The organism is Shewanella sp. 0m-6 (assembly GCF_052977325.1).
Genome location: NZ_JBRIMD010000006.1, coordinates 171,164 through 186,507, shown reverse-complemented (window position 1 = coordinate 186,507; position 15,344 = coordinate 171,164). Strand labels below are relative to the sequence as shown.

At 43.4% G+C, this 15,344-nt stretch carries 15 protein-coding genes and 1 pseudogene; 14 read left to right on the top strand and 2 right to left on the bottom strand.

The annotated features are described in order from the left end of the window. Positions 1 to 25: 25 nt before the first annotated feature. The 14 genes from luxS (at position 26) to dinB (ending at position 13,619) form a co-directional block, all read left to right on the top strand. Positions 26 to 535: an S-ribosylhomocysteine lyase gene (gene luxS / locus ACVBJC_RS07005; protein WP_447160157.1), complete on the top strand. Its 510-nt coding sequence runs from the start codon at positions 26 to 28 to the stop codon at positions 533 to 535. A gap of 653 nt (positions 536 to 1,188) precedes the next feature. After that, on the top strand, positions 1,189 to 2,523 hold the full coding sequence (locus ACVBJC_RS07000; RefSeq protein ID WP_447160156.1) for a Na(+)-translocating NADH-quinone reductase subunit A: 1,335 nt from the start codon (positions 1,189 to 1,191) through the stop codon (positions 2,521 to 2,523). Then, entirely contained in the window at positions 2,523 to 3,722 is a 1,200-nt protein-coding gene (locus tag ACVBJC_RS06995; RefSeq protein ID WP_447160155.1) for an NADH:ubiquinone reductase (Na(+)-transporting) subunit B, read from the top strand. The genes ACVBJC_RS07000 and ACVBJC_RS06995 overlap by 1 nt, the downstream gene beginning before the upstream one ends. Beyond that, a complete protein-coding gene (locus tag ACVBJC_RS06990; RefSeq protein WP_447160154.1) occupies positions 3,715 to 4,512 on the top strand; it encodes a Na(+)-translocating NADH-quinone reductase subunit C in 798 nt (265 codons plus the stop codon). Before ACVBJC_RS06995 ends, ACVBJC_RS06990 begins: the two co-directional genes overlap by 8 nt. Continuing rightward, entirely contained in the window at positions 4,512 to 5,144 is a 633-nt protein-coding gene (locus ACVBJC_RS06985; protein ID WP_447160153.1) for an NADH:ubiquinone reductase (Na(+)-transporting) subunit D, read from the top strand. The genes ACVBJC_RS06990 and ACVBJC_RS06985 overlap by 1 nt, the downstream gene beginning before the upstream one ends. Before the next feature lie 5 nt (positions 5,145 to 5,149). Further along, entirely contained in the window at positions 5,150 to 5,758 is a 609-nt protein-coding gene (gene nqrE / locus ACVBJC_RS06980; protein WP_447160152.1) for an NADH:ubiquinone reductase (Na(+)-transporting) subunit E, read from the top strand. Between the two features lie 47 nt (positions 5,759 to 5,805). Beyond that, a complete protein-coding gene (nqrF, locus tag ACVBJC_RS06975; RefSeq protein WP_447160151.1) occupies positions 5,806 to 7,053 on the top strand; it encodes an NADH:ubiquinone reductase (Na(+)-transporting) subunit F in 1,248 nt (415 codons plus the stop codon). Between the two features lie 29 nt (positions 7,054 to 7,082). Continuing rightward, complete coding sequence (locus ACVBJC_RS06970) at positions 7,083 to 8,099, top strand: FAD:protein FMN transferase (protein WP_447160150.1); 1,017 nt, start codon at positions 7,083 to 7,085, stop codon at positions 8,097 to 8,099. A gap of 12 nt (positions 8,100 to 8,111) precedes the next feature. Continuing rightward, positions 8,112 to 8,333, top strand: a complete 222-nt coding sequence (nqrM, locus tag ACVBJC_RS06965; RefSeq protein WP_012156314.1) for a (Na+)-NQR maturation NqrM — start codon at positions 8,112 to 8,114, stop codon at positions 8,331 to 8,333. A 334-nt stretch (positions 8,334 to 8,667) separates the two neighbouring features. Beyond that, positions 8,668 to 9,135 (top strand): bacterioferritin, encoded by a 468-nt coding sequence (gene bfr / locus ACVBJC_RS06960; RefSeq protein WP_447160149.1) that lies wholly within the window; start codon positions 8,668 to 8,670, stop codon positions 9,133 to 9,135. A gap of 12 nt (positions 9,136 to 9,147) precedes the next feature. After that, the gene (bfr, locus tag ACVBJC_RS06955; RefSeq protein WP_447160148.1) at positions 9,148 to 9,615 is read left to right on the top strand and encodes a bacterioferritin; all 468 of its coding nucleotides are present in this window, start codon (positions 9,148 to 9,150) and stop codon (positions 9,613 to 9,615) included. A gap of 256 nt (positions 9,616 to 9,871) precedes the next feature. Beyond that, a complete protein-coding gene (locus ACVBJC_RS06950; protein WP_447160147.1) occupies positions 9,872 to 10,090 on the top strand; it encodes a hypothetical protein in 219 nt (72 codons plus the stop codon). Between the two features lie 240 nt (positions 10,091 to 10,330). Further along, entirely contained in the window at positions 10,331 to 12,331 is a 2,001-nt protein-coding gene (locus ACVBJC_RS06945) for a methyl-accepting chemotaxis protein (RefSeq protein ID WP_447160146.1), read from the top strand. Between the two features lie 211 nt (positions 12,332 to 12,542). After that, positions 12,543 to 13,619 carry a DNA polymerase IV gene (gene dinB, locus ACVBJC_RS06940; RefSeq protein ID WP_447160145.1) on the top strand — a complete coding sequence of 359 codons (1,077 nt, stop codon included), beginning with the start codon at positions 12,543 to 12,545 and terminating at the stop codon, positions 13,617 to 13,619. On the opposite strand, the pseudogene ACVBJC_RS06935 reads toward dinB, so the two are convergent. Together ACVBJC_RS06935 and ACVBJC_RS06930 are read right to left on the bottom strand one after the other, a co-directional pair. Continuing rightward, positions 13,608 to 13,787: pseudogene (locus ACVBJC_RS06935) on the bottom strand (hypothetical protein); the annotation flags it as partial. The gene dinB and the pseudogene ACVBJC_RS06935 sit on opposite strands and share 12 nt — an antisense overlap. A gap of 67 nt (positions 13,788 to 13,854) precedes the next feature. Continuing rightward, entirely contained in the window at positions 13,855 to 15,315 is a 1,461-nt protein-coding gene (locus ACVBJC_RS06930; protein WP_447160144.1) for an aminoacyl-histidine dipeptidase, read from the bottom strand. Positions 15,316 to 15,344: the final 29 nt, after the last annotated feature.

The following is a 15,344-nucleotide window of genomic DNA, read 5'->3' as shown; positions in this document are numbered from 1 at the left end:
ATTAGGCCGAATTTGGAGAATTAACATGCCGTTATTAGATAGTTTTACCGTTGATCATACACGTATGAATGCACCCGCTGTGCGCGTCGCTAAATCTATGGTCACACCAAATGGCGATACGATAACGGTATTCGATTTACGTTTCTGTATTCCGAATAAAGAGATCCTAAGTGAACGAGGTATTCATACCCTTGAACACTTGTTTGCAGGGTTTATGCGTCAGCATTTAAATGGCGATGGCGTCGAGATTATTGATATTTCACCGATGGGATGTCGTACAGGCTTTTACATGAGCTTAATCGGCACACCGACGGAGTCGACCGTTGCTGATTCGTGGCTTGCTGCGATGCAAGATGTGCTAAAGGTCGCATCTCAATCAGATATTCCAGAGCTTAATGAATATCAATGTGGCACCTTTGAAATGCATTCTCTTGAGCAAGCTAAAGAGATCGCCCGCAATATTATCGCAGCCGGTATCAATGTTAACCGCAATGATGATTTAAGTCTGAGCGAGGCAATCTTAAAAGGGCTGTAACGGACAAGAATGGGTTACTCAAACACAAAAATGACGGCAGCAGCCGTCTTTTTTATGTTTGAGTTAAGTCTGTATTTTGAAAGCTTTAGCGCTATTTATGCTTAGATGGTCAATTTCATTGTTTTTCTGTTGTGCTTTTCTAGCGCAAAAGGGCAAGTTCACTTCGCTTTATTCAACTCTATTTTTGACCAAAACAAGCTTAAATATGCCTAAAATTATAGATTTAAGCCTGTTATCTGTATGAAACAGTGTTTTGCAACGCTATCCTCGCAAGCCTAATTAATCAGCACTTAGATAAATGTTTAATTTTTATTATATCTAGCCATTTTTTGGTGGAGTATCTGTGGTAAAAGTTAATTAAGCTCTTTAATTGTATGGAGAATGTGGCCTGTAGCTATATTAATAAAATCTTAATTTTCACTGACATTTAACCTGTTTGTTCTCAAAACATTTGCAACCTTTTAAAACAGTCACATTTTTCATGGCGAGCTTGTGATATTTGGGGTAAAATGCGCGCGACCAGCGTGATTACGATCGCATTTCGACGATAAATCTGCGCTAGCTCAACACGAATTAGAGGTTTGTTTAAAAACTTGTGTGTTTAGCAGGAACGCGGCGCATTGTCTTTCCTTCATAACGTAGTGCTTGTGGATATGATTACAATAAAGAAAGGATTAGACCTACCTATAGCAGGTGGGCCAGAGCAAGTTATTCATGATGGTAAAGCCATCAAATATGTAGCTACTTTGGGTGAAGAGTATATTGGCTTACGTCCTACCATGAAAATTAAGGTAGGGGATAAAGTTAAAAAAGGTCAGATTCTTTTTGAAGATAAGAAGAATCTTGGCGTGATATATACTGCTTTAGCCAGTGGTACAATTTCCGAAGTTAACCGGGGCGCTCAGCGTGTTCTGCAGTCTGTTGTCATCGAAGTGGAAGGGGATGAAAGCATCTCTTTTGCTAAATATGACGCCACTGCTATCGACACGCTTGAAACTCAGCAAGTACGTGACAACCTGATCCAATCAGGCTTGTGGACGGCTTTGCGAACGCGTCCTTTCAGTCGAATACCAGGCGTTGATTCTACCGCTGCTGGTATATTCGTCACCGCTATTGATACTCAACCATTAGCAGCAGATCCTGTTGTCGTGATTGCAGAGCATAAAGCTGATTTTGAAATCGGCCTAAAGGTGCTTTCAAAGTTAACCGAAGGTAAGGTTTACCTTTGTAAGGCTGCTGGCGCTGATATTCCAAGTGCTAATGCTCAGGTTGAAGAGTTTGCCGGTCCACATCCTGCAGGATTGCCTGGCACACACATTCATAACCTATTAGCAGCGTCTGCAACAAGAACCGTATGGCATATCAACTACCAAGACGTGATAGCGATTGGTCAGTTGTTTGTGACTGGTGAGCTACATACTCAACGAGTAGTTGCTATTGCTGGCCCTAAGGCTGTTAAACCTCGTCTAGTCCGTACCCAAATGGGTGCAGCAATGGCGCAGTTGACTGAGGGTGAAGCAAGTGAAGGTAATGTTCGCATTATCTCAGGCTCAGTGTTAAACGGTCGCAAGGCTACGGGTCCTCACGCTTACCTTGGTCGTTACCATAATCAAGTAAGCTTGTTGGAAGAAGGCACTGAGAAAGAACTATTTGGCTGGGCTATGCCAGGCAGCGATAAGTTCTCTATTACTCGTGCATTCCTTGGACACCTTTCATCTTCTCGCTTGTTCAACATGACAACGAGTACAGGTGGCTCAGATCGCGCCATGGTACCTATTGGTAACTATGAGCGTGTAATGCCGCTGGATATTCTTCCTACCATGCTTCTTCGTGACCTAGTGTCAGGCGACTACGATGGCGCTGCAACACTTGGTGCATTGGAGTTGGATGAAGAAGATTTGGCACTGTGTACTTTCGTATGTCCTGGTAAATATGACTATGCGTCATATCTACGTGACTGCTTAGATACGATTGTGAGGGAAGGCTAATGGGCTTAAAACAGTTTTTCGAAAATATTGAACCGCAGTTTGAAAAAGGCGGTAAATATGAGAAGTTTTATGCGCTTTTTGAAGCTGCATATACTGTCTTTTATACTCCAGGTCACGTGAACAAGGGGCGTACCCACGTTCGTGATAACTTGGACCTAAAACGTATGATGATTACGGTTTGGGCATGTGCATTCCCGGCAATGTTTATGGGTATGTACAACGTAGGTTTGCAAGCACAAGACGCGTTAGTGGCAGGTTTTGCTGCTCCTGATACGTGGCAAGTTGCTTTATTCGGTATGTTTGGTACTGAGTTGACTGCAAGTTCAGGTGTTGCCGCATTATTGTGGTATGGCGCTTGTTGGTTCTTACCCATATATGCAGTGACATTTGCTGTCGGTGGTATATGGGAGGTGCTATTTGCATCGGTTCGCGGCCACGAAGTTAACGAAGGCTTCTTTGTTACCTCAATCCTTTTTGCACTAACACTGCCCGCAACGATTCCACTTTGGATGGTTGCCTTAGGTATTACCTTTGGTGTGGTTGTGGCGAAAGAGATCTTTGGTGGTACGGGCCGTAACTTCCTCAACCCAGCGTTGGCCGGTCGTGCTTTCCTATTCTTTGCTTACCCGCTAAATATGTCTGGTGACACAACTTGGGTTGTGGCTGACGGCTTCTCTGGTGCAACAGCACTGAGTCAGGCGGCGCAGGGCACATTAGAGTACGGTCTAACAACTGACTGGTGGAATGCATTCTTTGGTTTCATTCCAGGTTCTGTTGGTGAAGTATCGACACTGGCTATCTTGATTGGTGGCGCAGTTATCATCTACACCCGCATCGCTTCATGGCGTATCGTCAGTGGTGTTATGGTTGGTATGATTGCAGTTTCTTACCTACTTAACTTCATCGGTAGTGACACGAATCCAATGTTTGCAATGCCTTGGTACTGGCACCTTGTATTAGGTGGCTTTGCGTTCGGTATGATGTTTATGGCGACAGACCCTGTTTCAGCGTCTTTCACTAATAATGCGAAATGGGCTTACGGTATCTTAATTGGTGCTATGGCGGTATTCATTCGTGTTATCAACCCTGCTTTCCCAGAAGGCATGATGTTGGCCATCTTGTTCGCTAACCTATTTGCTCCATTATTTGACCATTTCGTGGTTCAGTCGAATATCAAGCGGAGGATTGCTCGTGGCTAGTAATAAAGATTCGTTCGGAAGAACACTGTTTGTTGTTGTTGGCTTATGTTTCATCTGCTCTATGTTCGTTTCGACGGCTGCAGTATTGTTGAAACCTATCCAACAAGAAAACAAATTACTTGATAAGCAAAAGTATATTCTTGAAGCGGCTAATTTGATTTCGACCAAAGATGGTGAAGTCTCTAAGGCTGAGATCTTGGCGCTTTACGACAAAAATGTTGAAGCAAAAGTTGTTTCATTAAGCACCGGTGATTTTGTTGATGGTGTCGATGGCGATACGTTCGACATGAATAAAGCCGCTCGTGACCCTAAGTTATCTTTTGTACCTAAAAACGATATTGCATCAGTAAAGCGTGTAGCAAATGATGCTGTTATCTATCTGGTTAAAGACGATGCAGGTAATCTGGTTAGCGTTATTTTACCGATTAAAGGTTATGGTCTGTGGTCAACCATGTATGCATTTTTAGCATTGGATCCTGATCTAAATACTATCCAGAACTTGGTGTATTACGACTTTTCTGGCTCAGGTGAAACACCTGGTCTAGGCGGTGAAGTACAAAACCCACAATGGGTCGCTAAGTGGCAAGGTAAAAAGTTATACAACGACAAGGGTGAATTAGCGATTACTATCACTAAAAACCCTGCTATTGCAGAGACAGTTTATGGTGTTGATGCCCTTTCAGGTGCAACATTAACCAGTAACGGTGTGCAGTATTCGTTAGAGTTTTGGTTAGGTAAAGAAGGTTTTGAACGCTTTATCGACAAAGCCCGAGATGGAGGACTGAGCTAATGGCTGATGCTAAAGAACTTAAACAGGTTCTAATCGGACCTATCGTCAGCAATAACCCAATTGCACTACAAATTTTGGGTGTATGTAGCGCCTTGGCTGTAACCAGTAAGATGGAAACAGCTTTGGTAATGACAATTGCGTTAACGGCGGTAACGGCATTATCGAATCTGTTTATCTCAATGTTACGTAATCACATTCCTAGTAGTGTACGTATTATTGTGCAGATGACGATTATTGCTTCATTAGTAATCGTGGTTGACCAAGTACTGCAAGCTTATGCATATGATGTTGCTAAGCAGCTATCGGTATTTGTTGGTCTGATTATTACTAACTGTATCGTAATGGGCCGCGCTGAAGCTTATGCGATGAAGACGCCTCCTATGATGAGCTTCATGGACGGTATCGGTAATGGTTTAGGCTACGGTGCAATCTTGTTGTCAGTTGGCTTCGTACGTGAATTGTTTGGTAATGGTTCATTATTCGGCGTTGAGATCTTAAGCAAGATTTCTGACGGTGGCTGGTATCAGCCTAACGGCCTATTGCTGCTGCCTCCTAGTGCGTTCTTCTTGATCGGTGCATTGATCTGGATTATTCGTGTGATGAAGCCAGAGCAAGTTGAAGCGAAAGGATAAGCATAATGGAACATTATATTAGTCTATTAATTCGTTCTGTTTTCATTGAAAACATGGCGCTATCCTTTTTCCTTGGTATGTGTACATTTCTTGCGGTATCTAAGAAAGTAAAAACAGCCATGGGTCTAGGTGTTGCAGTTATCGTGGTACTGGCGATTTCAGTACCTGTTAACCAAATTATCTATCAAGGCATTCTTGCTCCAGGCGCATTAGCGTGGGCAGGTGTTCCAGATGCTGACTTGAGCTTCTTGAAGTTCATTACCTTCATTGGTGTTATCGCAGCTTTGGTTCAGATCCTTGAGATGGCATTGGATAAGTATTTCCCACCGCTATATAACGCATTGGGGATCTTCCTACCGCTAATCACCGTAAACTGTGCAATTTTTGGTGCAGTGTCTTTCATGGTTGAGCGTGACTACAACCTTAGTGAAAGCTTGGTGTTTGGTATCGGTTCTGGTATCGGTTGGGCATTAGCACTTGTGCTGCTTGCTGGTATCCGTGAGAAGTTAAAATATGCTGATGTTCCTGATGGGCTTCGCGGTTTAGGTATTACCTTTGTTACCGCTGGTTTGATGGCTCTAGGTTTCATGTCGTTCTCAGGTGTGTCTCTGTAAAGAGGCACCATAACGACGTCTTAATTTGAACCTTTAAGGATAATTTAATGGGTATTCTTGAATCTACTCCAATCGATGTATATCTCGGTGTGAGTATGTTTACCGCGATTGTATTAGTCTTGGTTTTGGTAATTTTATTTGCCAAGTCAAAGCTAGTTGCAAGCGGCGATGTCACTATCGGCATCAATGATGATGCGAGTAAAGCAATTAAAACAGCCGCAGGTGGCAAGCTACTAGGCGCATTAGCAGAGAGCGGTATTTTCGTATCGTCTGCATGTGGTGGTGGTGGTACTTGCGGTCAGTGTAAAGTCCATGTTAAGTCAGGCGGTGGTGATATTTTACCAACTGAAATGGACCATATCAGCAAAGGTGAAGCTCGTGGCGGTTGCCGTTTATCTTGTCAGGTAAACGTTAAAAACGACATGGAGATTGAGCTGGAAGAAGAGATCTTTGGTGTTAAGAAGTGGGAATGTGAAGTTATCTCTAACGATAGCAAAGCCACTTTCATTAAAGAGCTTAAGCTGCAAATTCCTGATGGTGACTCTGTGCCTTTCCGTGCCGGTGGTTATATTCAGATTGAAGCACCTGCGCACCATGTTAAATATGCAGATTATGATATTCCTGCAGAATACCGTGGCGACTGGGAACACTTTGGCTTCTTCAATCTTGAATCAACTGTTGAAGACGAAACAATCCGTGCATACTCTATGGCGAACTATCCTCTTGAGGAAGGTATCATCATGTTGAACGTACGTATTGCGTCGCCACCTCCACGTAACCTATCTCTGCCTTGTGGTAAGATGTCATCGTACATCTTTAGCCTAAAAGCGGGTGACAAGGTAACGATTTCTGGTCCATTCGGTGAGTTCTTCGCGAAAGAAACCGATGCGGAAATGGTATTTATCGGTGGTGGTGCAGGTATGGCGCCAATGCGTTCGCATATCTTCGACCAACTTAAGCGCCTTCACTCTAAGCGTAAGATGAGCTTCTGGTATGGTGCTCGTTCTAGCCGTGAAATGTTCTATGTTGAAGATTTTGATGGCTTAGCGGCTGATAACGCGAACTTCCAATGGCATGTAGCTCTGTCTGATCCACAGCCTGAAGATAACTGGGATGGATACACAGGCTTTATTCATAACGTACTGTATGAAAACTACTTACGTGATCATGAAGCGCCAGAAGACTGTGAGTATTATATGTGTGGCCCACCAATGATGAATGCTGCAGTAATTGCTATGCTAAAAGATCTTGGTGTCGAAGATGAAAACATCTTATTGGATGACTTCGGTGGCTAACCCTTCTCTTATTGGAGATCTAGGTCAATATGTTTAAGACCTTAGTAAACTGGCTGGCCCTTATCGGGTTAGCCTTTTTTATTTCAGCTTGTACTAAACAAGCTGAAGTGATTTCACTGTCTGGCAACACGATGGGAACGACTTATCACATTAAAGTTGTGCCTAACGAGAAGATGCCAGATCCCCAGTTACTGCAAGCTGAGATCGACCTAGCTTTAGAGCAGGTGAACGATCAGATGTCGACCTATCGACCCAATTCTGAGTTATCTAAGTTTAACCAGATGACTCGTCAAGATAAGGTTGAAGTATCGGCTGATACAGCCAAGGTAATTGCTGAAGGATTAGCATTATATAAAACAACCGATGGCGCCCTAGATATAACACTGGGACCTTTAGTTAACTTGTGGGGCTTTGGCCCAGATAAACGACCGACGCAAATTCCATCAAAGCAACAGATAGATGCAGCGATGGAGCGTACTGGTATTAAGGATATTGCTGTTGACGGTAATAAGATCAGCAAGCAAGACCCTGATATCTACGTTGATCTTTCTTCGATTGCAAAAGGCTTCGGTGTTGATAAAATAGCCGCCTTGTTAGATAAGTATAATCCGACCGGATATTTGGTCGAGATTGGCGGTGAAATTAGCCTGCGTGGTACTAAAGCTGATGGTTCATTATGGCGTATTGCGATTGAGCAGCCTGGTGATAACGGTAATGGGATCCAGCAGGTCATAGCCCCCAAAAATATGGCGATGGCAACATCCGGTGATTATCGTAATTATTACGAGGAAGACGGACAGCGTTTTTCACACCTGATCGATCCGCGCACTGGCTACCCAATAAACCATAGATTAGCATCTGTGACAGTACTGCATGAAGAGTCTATGATTGCAGATGGCTACGCAACCGCTATGATGGTATTAGGTACTCAAGCATCACTAGAACTTGCTAAACGTGAGCATCTAGCGATAATGCTTATTGAAAAGCAGGATGATGGCTTTAAAGTTTTCTATAGTGAAGCCTTTAAACCTTTCGTTACTCAGTAGTTGGAGTCGAATATGAGCACATTTATTGCGGCTTTTGTCGTGTTATTAGGTTTCTTTTTCTTAATGTCGATAGGCTATTTAGTCAAACGACAAGCTGTTGCTGGAAGCTGCGGTGGTCTAGGTGCGCTCGGAATTGAGAAAGCATGTGATTGTGATGATCCATGTGATAAGCGTAAAGCTAGAATGGCAGAACAAGAACGCCGAGAAAAGTTAGAGCAGAACCGTATTATCTAGTTCTGTTGATGGTTCGGTGATTAAGGCTCCTTGGTAGGGGCCTTTTTTATATCTTTTTTATCTAAAGCTTTCCTCTGTTACATCCCGCATGGCAGCTTATGAGTTATGTATCTTACATTGTATTTGAGTTTTTTTATTTCTCTCCCGACTAAGCCCCTCGTTTCACAGTAGAAATTAGCGATTTAATCGCGCTACCCACTTGTTAAGAATTGTAGTGCTAATGAGAATTGTTTTTCTTAATAAATTGTTGAAATATAATGTTTATTTGAACTTGGTTGTTTTTTGTTCTAGCTTATAAAGATTGATATAGATCAATTTAACTAAGGATGAATAGATGAAAGGACAACCTAAGGTCATTAGTCAGTTAAACAAAGTACTGACCAGCGAGCTTACAGCTATCAATCAATACTTTCTTCATGCGCGTATGTATAAGAATTGGGGCTTAGGTGAGCTCGATGAAAAAGCCTATAAGAAATCGATTCAAGATATGAAGCATGCCGATAAACTGATTGAGCGGGTGTTGTTTCTGGAAGGGCTGCCTAATCTACAACAGTTAGACAAGATCCGTATCGGTGAGCACAGCCAGGAAATACTTGAGTGTGACAAAGTGATGCTTGAAGAAGAGTTAGTGGTTCTTCGTGAAGCGATTGCACTGTGTGAATCAATGGCTGATTACGTTAGTCGCGATATCCTAGAAGATCTATTGGAAGACGAGGAAGAGCATTTAGATTGGCTAGAGGCTCAATTAGAGCTTATTTCATTAACCGGTATTCAAAATTACTTGCAGTCTAAGATGGGCTAACTGGAGAGCATTATGAAAGGTAACCAAGAAGTCATCGACACACTCAATAAATTGCTCACCGGCGAGCTATCTGCAATGGATCAGTATTTTGTACATGGTTTAATGTATGAAGACTGGGGGCTAAACGAGTTACACGAGCGGATCTCCCATGAGTCAGACGATGAACGTGAGCATGCTAAAAAGTTGGTGCAAAGAATACTGTTTCTAGAAGGCACGCCTGACGTTGCTAGCCGTGAAGCACTCAATATTGGTAAAGACACTCAAGAGATGCTCAAGAATGACTTAGCCTATGAATATCAAGTTGCCGATAACTTACGCAGTGCAATTGCTTTATGTGAGCTAAAAAGTGATTATGAGAGTCGTGAAATCTTAGAGGTGCTGCTTGAAGAAACAGAGGCAGACCATATGTATTGGCTTGAAAAACAGCTAGGATTAATTGATAAAGTGGGCTTACAAAATTACCTGCAAAGTAAAATGTAACCCTTCGAGTTTGCACAAAAAAAGAGACGTTTATATACGTCTCTTTTTTTGTGCAAACTTTTATTTATAGACTAGGATTACATATTGTTTCGGATGATTTTTGTACAGGGACGTTTGTACAGCCCATATTCAGCTAGTGCAGTCTATGCTAGTTGCATTCGTCGTTTTAATTTTCATATAACGACAGACAAGGATCAAGCCACTCTCTGTATCACTGTTGTATAGCCATGTTAGTGAATGATTAAGGGGCGAACTTATGTTTATTTCTGCAAAATCACCTCGGTTTGACCTCGATGCGCAAAGTCTTATCCAGGTTGAGTATCTCGTTAAATGCATTGAGATATTTGAAAAACAGCAAAATGACAATGAGCTCAACTCAAAAGCTTCAAGTAAAAAGTCGAGCGTTTATAGTGTGCAAAATATTCTATCTAGCGACGAGATAACGATGCTCACAGGCTTATTTAAGTTACGCTAAAATTGGCTAGCGATTTATTTTGCCTTTTGCCTTTCTATGTAGTCGATCTCACCTAATATCTTGCGTAAATGAAAGGCTTTAGCTTTATATCGTTACCTAGTTAACTTATGCCACTTTCTTCGATAGCCTGTCGATACGCTTCAGTGCTTATTTCCCCCTTTAATCTACATCTTTTTCTGTTAGATTTATGACTGCCTGATAACAAAATCTACTCATAAAATATAACAAAGAGGGGAGTCGATGCAGTGGTTTAAACGTTCATTGAGTCTACAGCTGGTGGTTACGATAGTGGGTGCACTTGCAGTGTTATTTACCGTCGTTGCGCTTTTACTGGTCAAAAATGAAAGCGCCAGCACACGTCAACAAATCGATAATGACTTAACCAGCCTAGTCCAATTAAAGTCTAACGAAGTACGCAGTTACTTTGCGGCCAAAGGTCAACTTATTCACGCGGTGTTTGCTAACCCAACAGTTGTAGATTGGTTTAGCCAATATAACAGCCGCTTAAGTGATGTTTCAGCTGATCAAGATTATCAATCTATCATCGATTATTTTAAGTATTTTTCAATTCAGGATAGCGATATTAAGTCAGTGTTCTTTGGCTCAGCCAATACCTTTGAGTACTTTGATCTTAATGGGCGCTACAACGATAGTGAGTACTTCACCAATAAGCGCCCTTGGTGGCAAGAAGCCATAGATAAAAACGGCATGTTCGTCGGCGATCCAGCCGTAGATGCTAATGATGGTTCTATATCGGCGACCATAAAAACCGTTGTTAAAGATGAGTCTGGCCGCTTTATTGGTATTGGTGGTATGGATATTCTCATCGATACCATCGGCAGTGAGTTGTTAGCACCGATTAAGTATCAGGATGCGGGCCAAGCTTTCTTAATGACCAATGCAGGCAAGTTGGTCTACTTCCCAGGCTTTTCTGAGGGTTTCCCCCCAGGCTCTAACGCTGCTTTAGTCGATAGCCAGTTTAATGATACCCAAGGCTTTGCCAAGTTGAGTCAACAGATGCAGACACAGGCGTCGGGATTTGGCGAGGTTATATTTAACGGCGAGGCTCAGCGGGTCAGCTTTATAGAGGTCGGCGGGAGTTATCCTGAGCAAAAATGGCACCTAGCCTTCATGCTGCCAACCGCAGTTATAGAAGCACCTGTTACCGATGCGATTGTCAGCTCGATATTATTGTCATTTTTGATTATGGCATTAGTTGGGATGACAGTTTGGGCCACGTTATTACCCTTTAGAAAGCAGGTAAATAATTTATTGTTAGCGATGGAAGACATTGCCGAGGGAGATAGCGATCTTGCTAAGCGCATCGACATGAATAGAGAAGATGAGCTGGGTAAGCTCGGTGATGCATTTAACCGTTTTGCGGCGAAGGTGCAGGGCATGCTGCAGGAGACTCGTGAGCTAACGCTGCAAGTAGAGCAAGGTGTGAATGATGCGTCTGCTGTGAGTCGTCAAGCATTGCAGTCGGTGAGTCAGCAAAAACAAGAGATAGCTTCTGTGGCCACGGCCGCAACCGAAATGGCACACACTAGCCAAGAGATGGCCGCAAGTGCCCAAAGAGCCAGTGAATTTGCTGATAAGGCGCAGATTCAGTCGAGTGAAGGCAGTGAGATTGTCGCTCAAGCGACTCAAGGCATGCAGGCGTTATCTAAACAGGTGATTGATGCGGCAAAGGTCGTTAAGCAACTTAGAACCCGTTCTGAGCAGATTGGCGAGGTACTTAATGTTATTCGTGGTATCGCAGAGCAAACAAACCTGTTAGCACTTAACGCAGCGATTGAAGCGGCGAGAGCGGGTGAACAAGGCCGAGGCTTTGCCGTTGTGGCGGATGAGGTAAGAACCTTAGCATCTCGTACGCAAGACTCGACCGCAAACATTCAAGAGATCATCCAGACACTACAACAAAATGCCAATGAGGCTGAGCAAGTGATGGAGTCAGGGGTTGAGCAAGCCAATATGGGGCAAGATCTTACCGCTAAAGTTGAAGTGGCACTGGATAGCATCACGAGTGCCATCGAAGCGATTCAGCAGCAAACCATAGAGATCTCCACCGCTGTAGGTCAGCAAGCGATTGTGGCCGAAGAGGTTGCTTGTAATGTTGAAAATGTTCGCGCGTTATCGGATGAGTCGTTAGCAGCGAGTGAGGCACTATCAAATAACTTTGACGAATTTGCACAGGTGAGTCGATCCCTCGGTGACAACATTAAGCAGTTTAAGATCTAGACTTAAAATGACAGCATTTTGAAATCTGACTGAGTTTACATGTGACTGAGTGTTGAAATGGGAAGCCAAACGGCTTCCCTTTTTATTGCCTAGGATTAATCGATCGCCCTGATCAACAAGGGCGAATGGTTAGCTTAAAACAGGCTAAAGGTATGCTTTTTATTGAATACTGTTTTTATATACAGTAATATTCTGTACGGAGGATATTGGCTTGCAAAAAATTATTCACGTCGACATGGACTGCTTCTATGCAGCGGTGGAGATGCGTGACTTTCCTGAGTTAAGAGGCAAACCTATTGCTGTGGGAGGACGCAGTGATCGCCGTGGCGTGATCAGTACCTGTAATTACGAAGCTCGAGAATTTGGGGTTCGTTCAGCCATGGCGTCAGGCTCAGCGCTAAAGCTTTGTCCTGACTTGATATTAGTCCCTGGGCGTATGCAGGTATATAAAGAGGTTTCTAGCCAGATTAGGGCTGTATTTGAACGATATACTGACTTGATAGAGCCTTTATCCCTTGATGAGGCTTATCTTGATGTGACAGAGAGTCCCCATTGTAAAGGCTCTGCGACCTTGATGGCCGAGGCTATTCGAGCCGATATTTTAGCCGAGACCGGTTTAACTGCTTCGGCAGGCATCGCGCCAGTTAAGTTTCTTGCCAAGATAGCATCCGATTTAAATAAACCGAATGGACAATATGTGATCCGCCCAGACATGATTGATGAGTTTATAAAAACCTTACCACTGATAAAAATTCCCGGTGTTGGCAAGGTGACCGCTAAAAAGTTAGCCGATCTGGGGCTGCATACCTGCAGCGACATTCAGCTTTATCCTGAAGCTAAGCTAATAGAAGGGTTTGGTAAATTTGGAGCAGTGCTGATTGAGCGCGCTAAAGGGATAGACAAGCGAGCGATTTCGCCCAATCGTGAGAGAAAATCAGTCGGCGTTGAAACTACACTGGCTAAAGATATCCATACCCTTGAGCAATGCCGTGCGGTGATGCCACAACTTATTCAAGAGCTCGCAGGGCGGGTGAGCCGTAGCGCTAAGGATAGAGTGATCAACAAGCAAGTGGTTAAGCTAAAATTTGAAGATTTTAAGCAGACCACGATTGAGCATCGCAGCGATGAGATCTCGGTGAATCTGTTTTATCAGCTACTGGAGCAAGCGATGGAAAGGCAAAATGAGCGAGGTATTCGCTTATTGGGTGTATCGGTCGGTCTCGCCTCGAATAGTGTCGCTTCTGAGCATGATGATATAGATAGCTCGCAGATGGATTTAGGTTTTTAAGCACACCGTCAGAAATAGCTCATATTTTAGTTTTACTTCGACGTTAAAGGCTAATAATAGCTGCCAATATTGGCCAACAGTTGTGATGTTAACGGTAATGTTAATTTTTTCATCAGGGCTGTGTGGGTAACAATTACTTAGGACTAAAGCGCCAATTGATACCTTATCCTCTGCTATAGATAGTAAAGGCCACTTATGACTAAGTGGCCTTATTCTTATAAAGCTGTTTTATTGATTAGCCTTTAACTAGTGTACGCTCCAGTACCGCTAACAATAGCTTCCAGTATTGGCCAACAGTAGTAATGTTAACTTTTTCATCAGGGCTGTGTGGGTAGCGAATGGTTGGGCCAATAGAAACCATATCCATTTCAGGGTAAGGCTTCTTAAATAGACCACATTCAAGACCTGCATGGATCACCATAATCGTCGGCTCTTTGTTATAAATTGCCTCGTAGGTTTCGCGTACGCTTGCCATAACTGGTGAGCTATTGTCTGGCTTCCAGCCTGGGTATGCACCACTAAATTCAACATTCGCTCCAGCAAGGTTAGCCAGTGAGCTCAATACGCCTTCAACTTCTTCGCGACCTGAATCAATAAGAGAGCGAATTAAGCATAAGATTTGCACGCTATTGTCATCGGTACTGATCACACCCACGTTAAGTGATGTCTCTGTAACACCTTCTACTTCGTCACTCATGCGAATGACGCCATTAGGGCAAGCATTAAGCACGTCAATTAAGATCTGTTGTGACTCTTCACTCATGACCTGTTTTTCTGCTGGGATCTCTTCTAGCGTTAGAATCGTACCTGGATCGGCGATGGCTAACTCTTGACGAACTAAGGCTTGAAACGCTGAAACACGCTCTTGCAGTAAAGCCAAGTTTTCAGGAGGAAGCATAAAATTAACGTCTGCTTCACGTGGAATGGCATTGCGCAGTGAGCCGCCAGTAAACTGAGTTAACTCAATAGCCAGTTCATCGCCATGGTCAAACAGGAAGCGGGCTAAAAGCTTGTTAGCATTACCACGACCTAAATGGATGTTAACCCCTGAGTGGCCCCCTTTTAGGCCCGAGATTGACAACTTATAGCTGGCATTGGTCGGTTCTGGCGATTGCCAAACCATAGGTACTGATAACTGTGCGTCAACACCGCCAGCGCAGCCCATGTAAATCTCACCTTCTTGCTCTGAGTCGGTGTTGATCAAGATTTCAGCATCTAACATGCCAGCTTCTAGACCAAACGCCCCAGTCATGCCTGCTTCTTCATCAATTGTCAGCAGTACTTCTAGTGGGCCGTGAACAATGTCATCGGCGCCTAAAATAGCCAGAGCAGATGCCATACCAATACCGTTATCAGCACCTAAAGTTGTACCATTTGCTTTGACCCAGTCACCATCAACATACGCTTCAATAGGATCTGTTTCAAAGTCGTGAACTTTGTCTGCGTTCTTTTGTGGCACCATATCAATATGGGCTTGTAACACTACGATTTTGCGGTTTTCCATGCCGGCGGTTGCGGGCTTTTTGATGATCAGGTTGCCAACTTTATCTTCGACAACGCTCAGCTGCTTATCTTTAGCCCAAGCTTGAATATGCGCACTCAATGCTTGTTCATGTTTAGATGGGTGTGGAATAGCACAGATCTGCTCGAACCATTGCCAAAGTGCTTGTGGTTGTAATTGGTTTAAAGTGGTCACTTAAAAATCCCCTGTTCTAATAAAATCAC

Coding starts and splice junctions, on each gene's coding strand:
- nqrF (WP_447160151.1), top strand. CDS start 5,806: ATGGGTATTCTTGAATCTACTCCAATCGATGTATATCTCGGTGTGAGT.
- bfr (WP_447160149.1), top strand. CDS start 8,668: ATGAAAGGACAACCTAAGGTCATTAGTCAGTTAAACAAAGTACTGACC.
- ACVBJC_RS06985 (WP_447160153.1), top strand. CDS start 4,512: ATGGCTGATGCTAAAGAACTTAAACAGGTTCTAATCGGACCTATCGTC.
- nqrE (WP_447160152.1), top strand. CDS start 5,150: ATGGAACATTATATTAGTCTATTAATTCGTTCTGTTTTCATTGAAAAC.
- luxS (WP_447160157.1), top strand. CDS start 26: ATGCCGTTATTAGATAGTTTTACCGTTGATCATACACGTATGAATGCA.
- ACVBJC_RS06950 (WP_447160147.1), top strand. CDS start 9,872: ATGTTTATTTCTGCAAAATCACCTCGGTTTGACCTCGATGCGCAAAGT.
- bfr (WP_447160148.1), top strand. CDS start 9,148: ATGAAAGGTAACCAAGAAGTCATCGACACACTCAATAAATTGCTCACC.
- ACVBJC_RS07000 (WP_447160156.1), top strand. CDS start 1,189: ATGATTACAATAAAGAAAGGATTAGACCTACCTATAGCAGGTGGGCCA.
- nqrM (WP_012156314.1), top strand. CDS start 8,112: ATGAGCACATTTATTGCGGCTTTTGTCGTGTTATTAGGTTTCTTTTTC.
- ACVBJC_RS06945 (WP_447160146.1), top strand. CDS start 10,331: ATGCAGTGGTTTAAACGTTCATTGAGTCTACAGCTGGTGGTTACGATA.
- ACVBJC_RS06995 (WP_447160155.1), top strand. CDS start 2,523: ATGGGCTTAAAACAGTTTTTCGAAAATATTGAACCGCAGTTTGAAAAA.
- ACVBJC_RS06970 (WP_447160150.1), top strand. CDS start 7,083: ATGTTTAAGACCTTAGTAAACTGGCTGGCCCTTATCGGGTTAGCCTTT.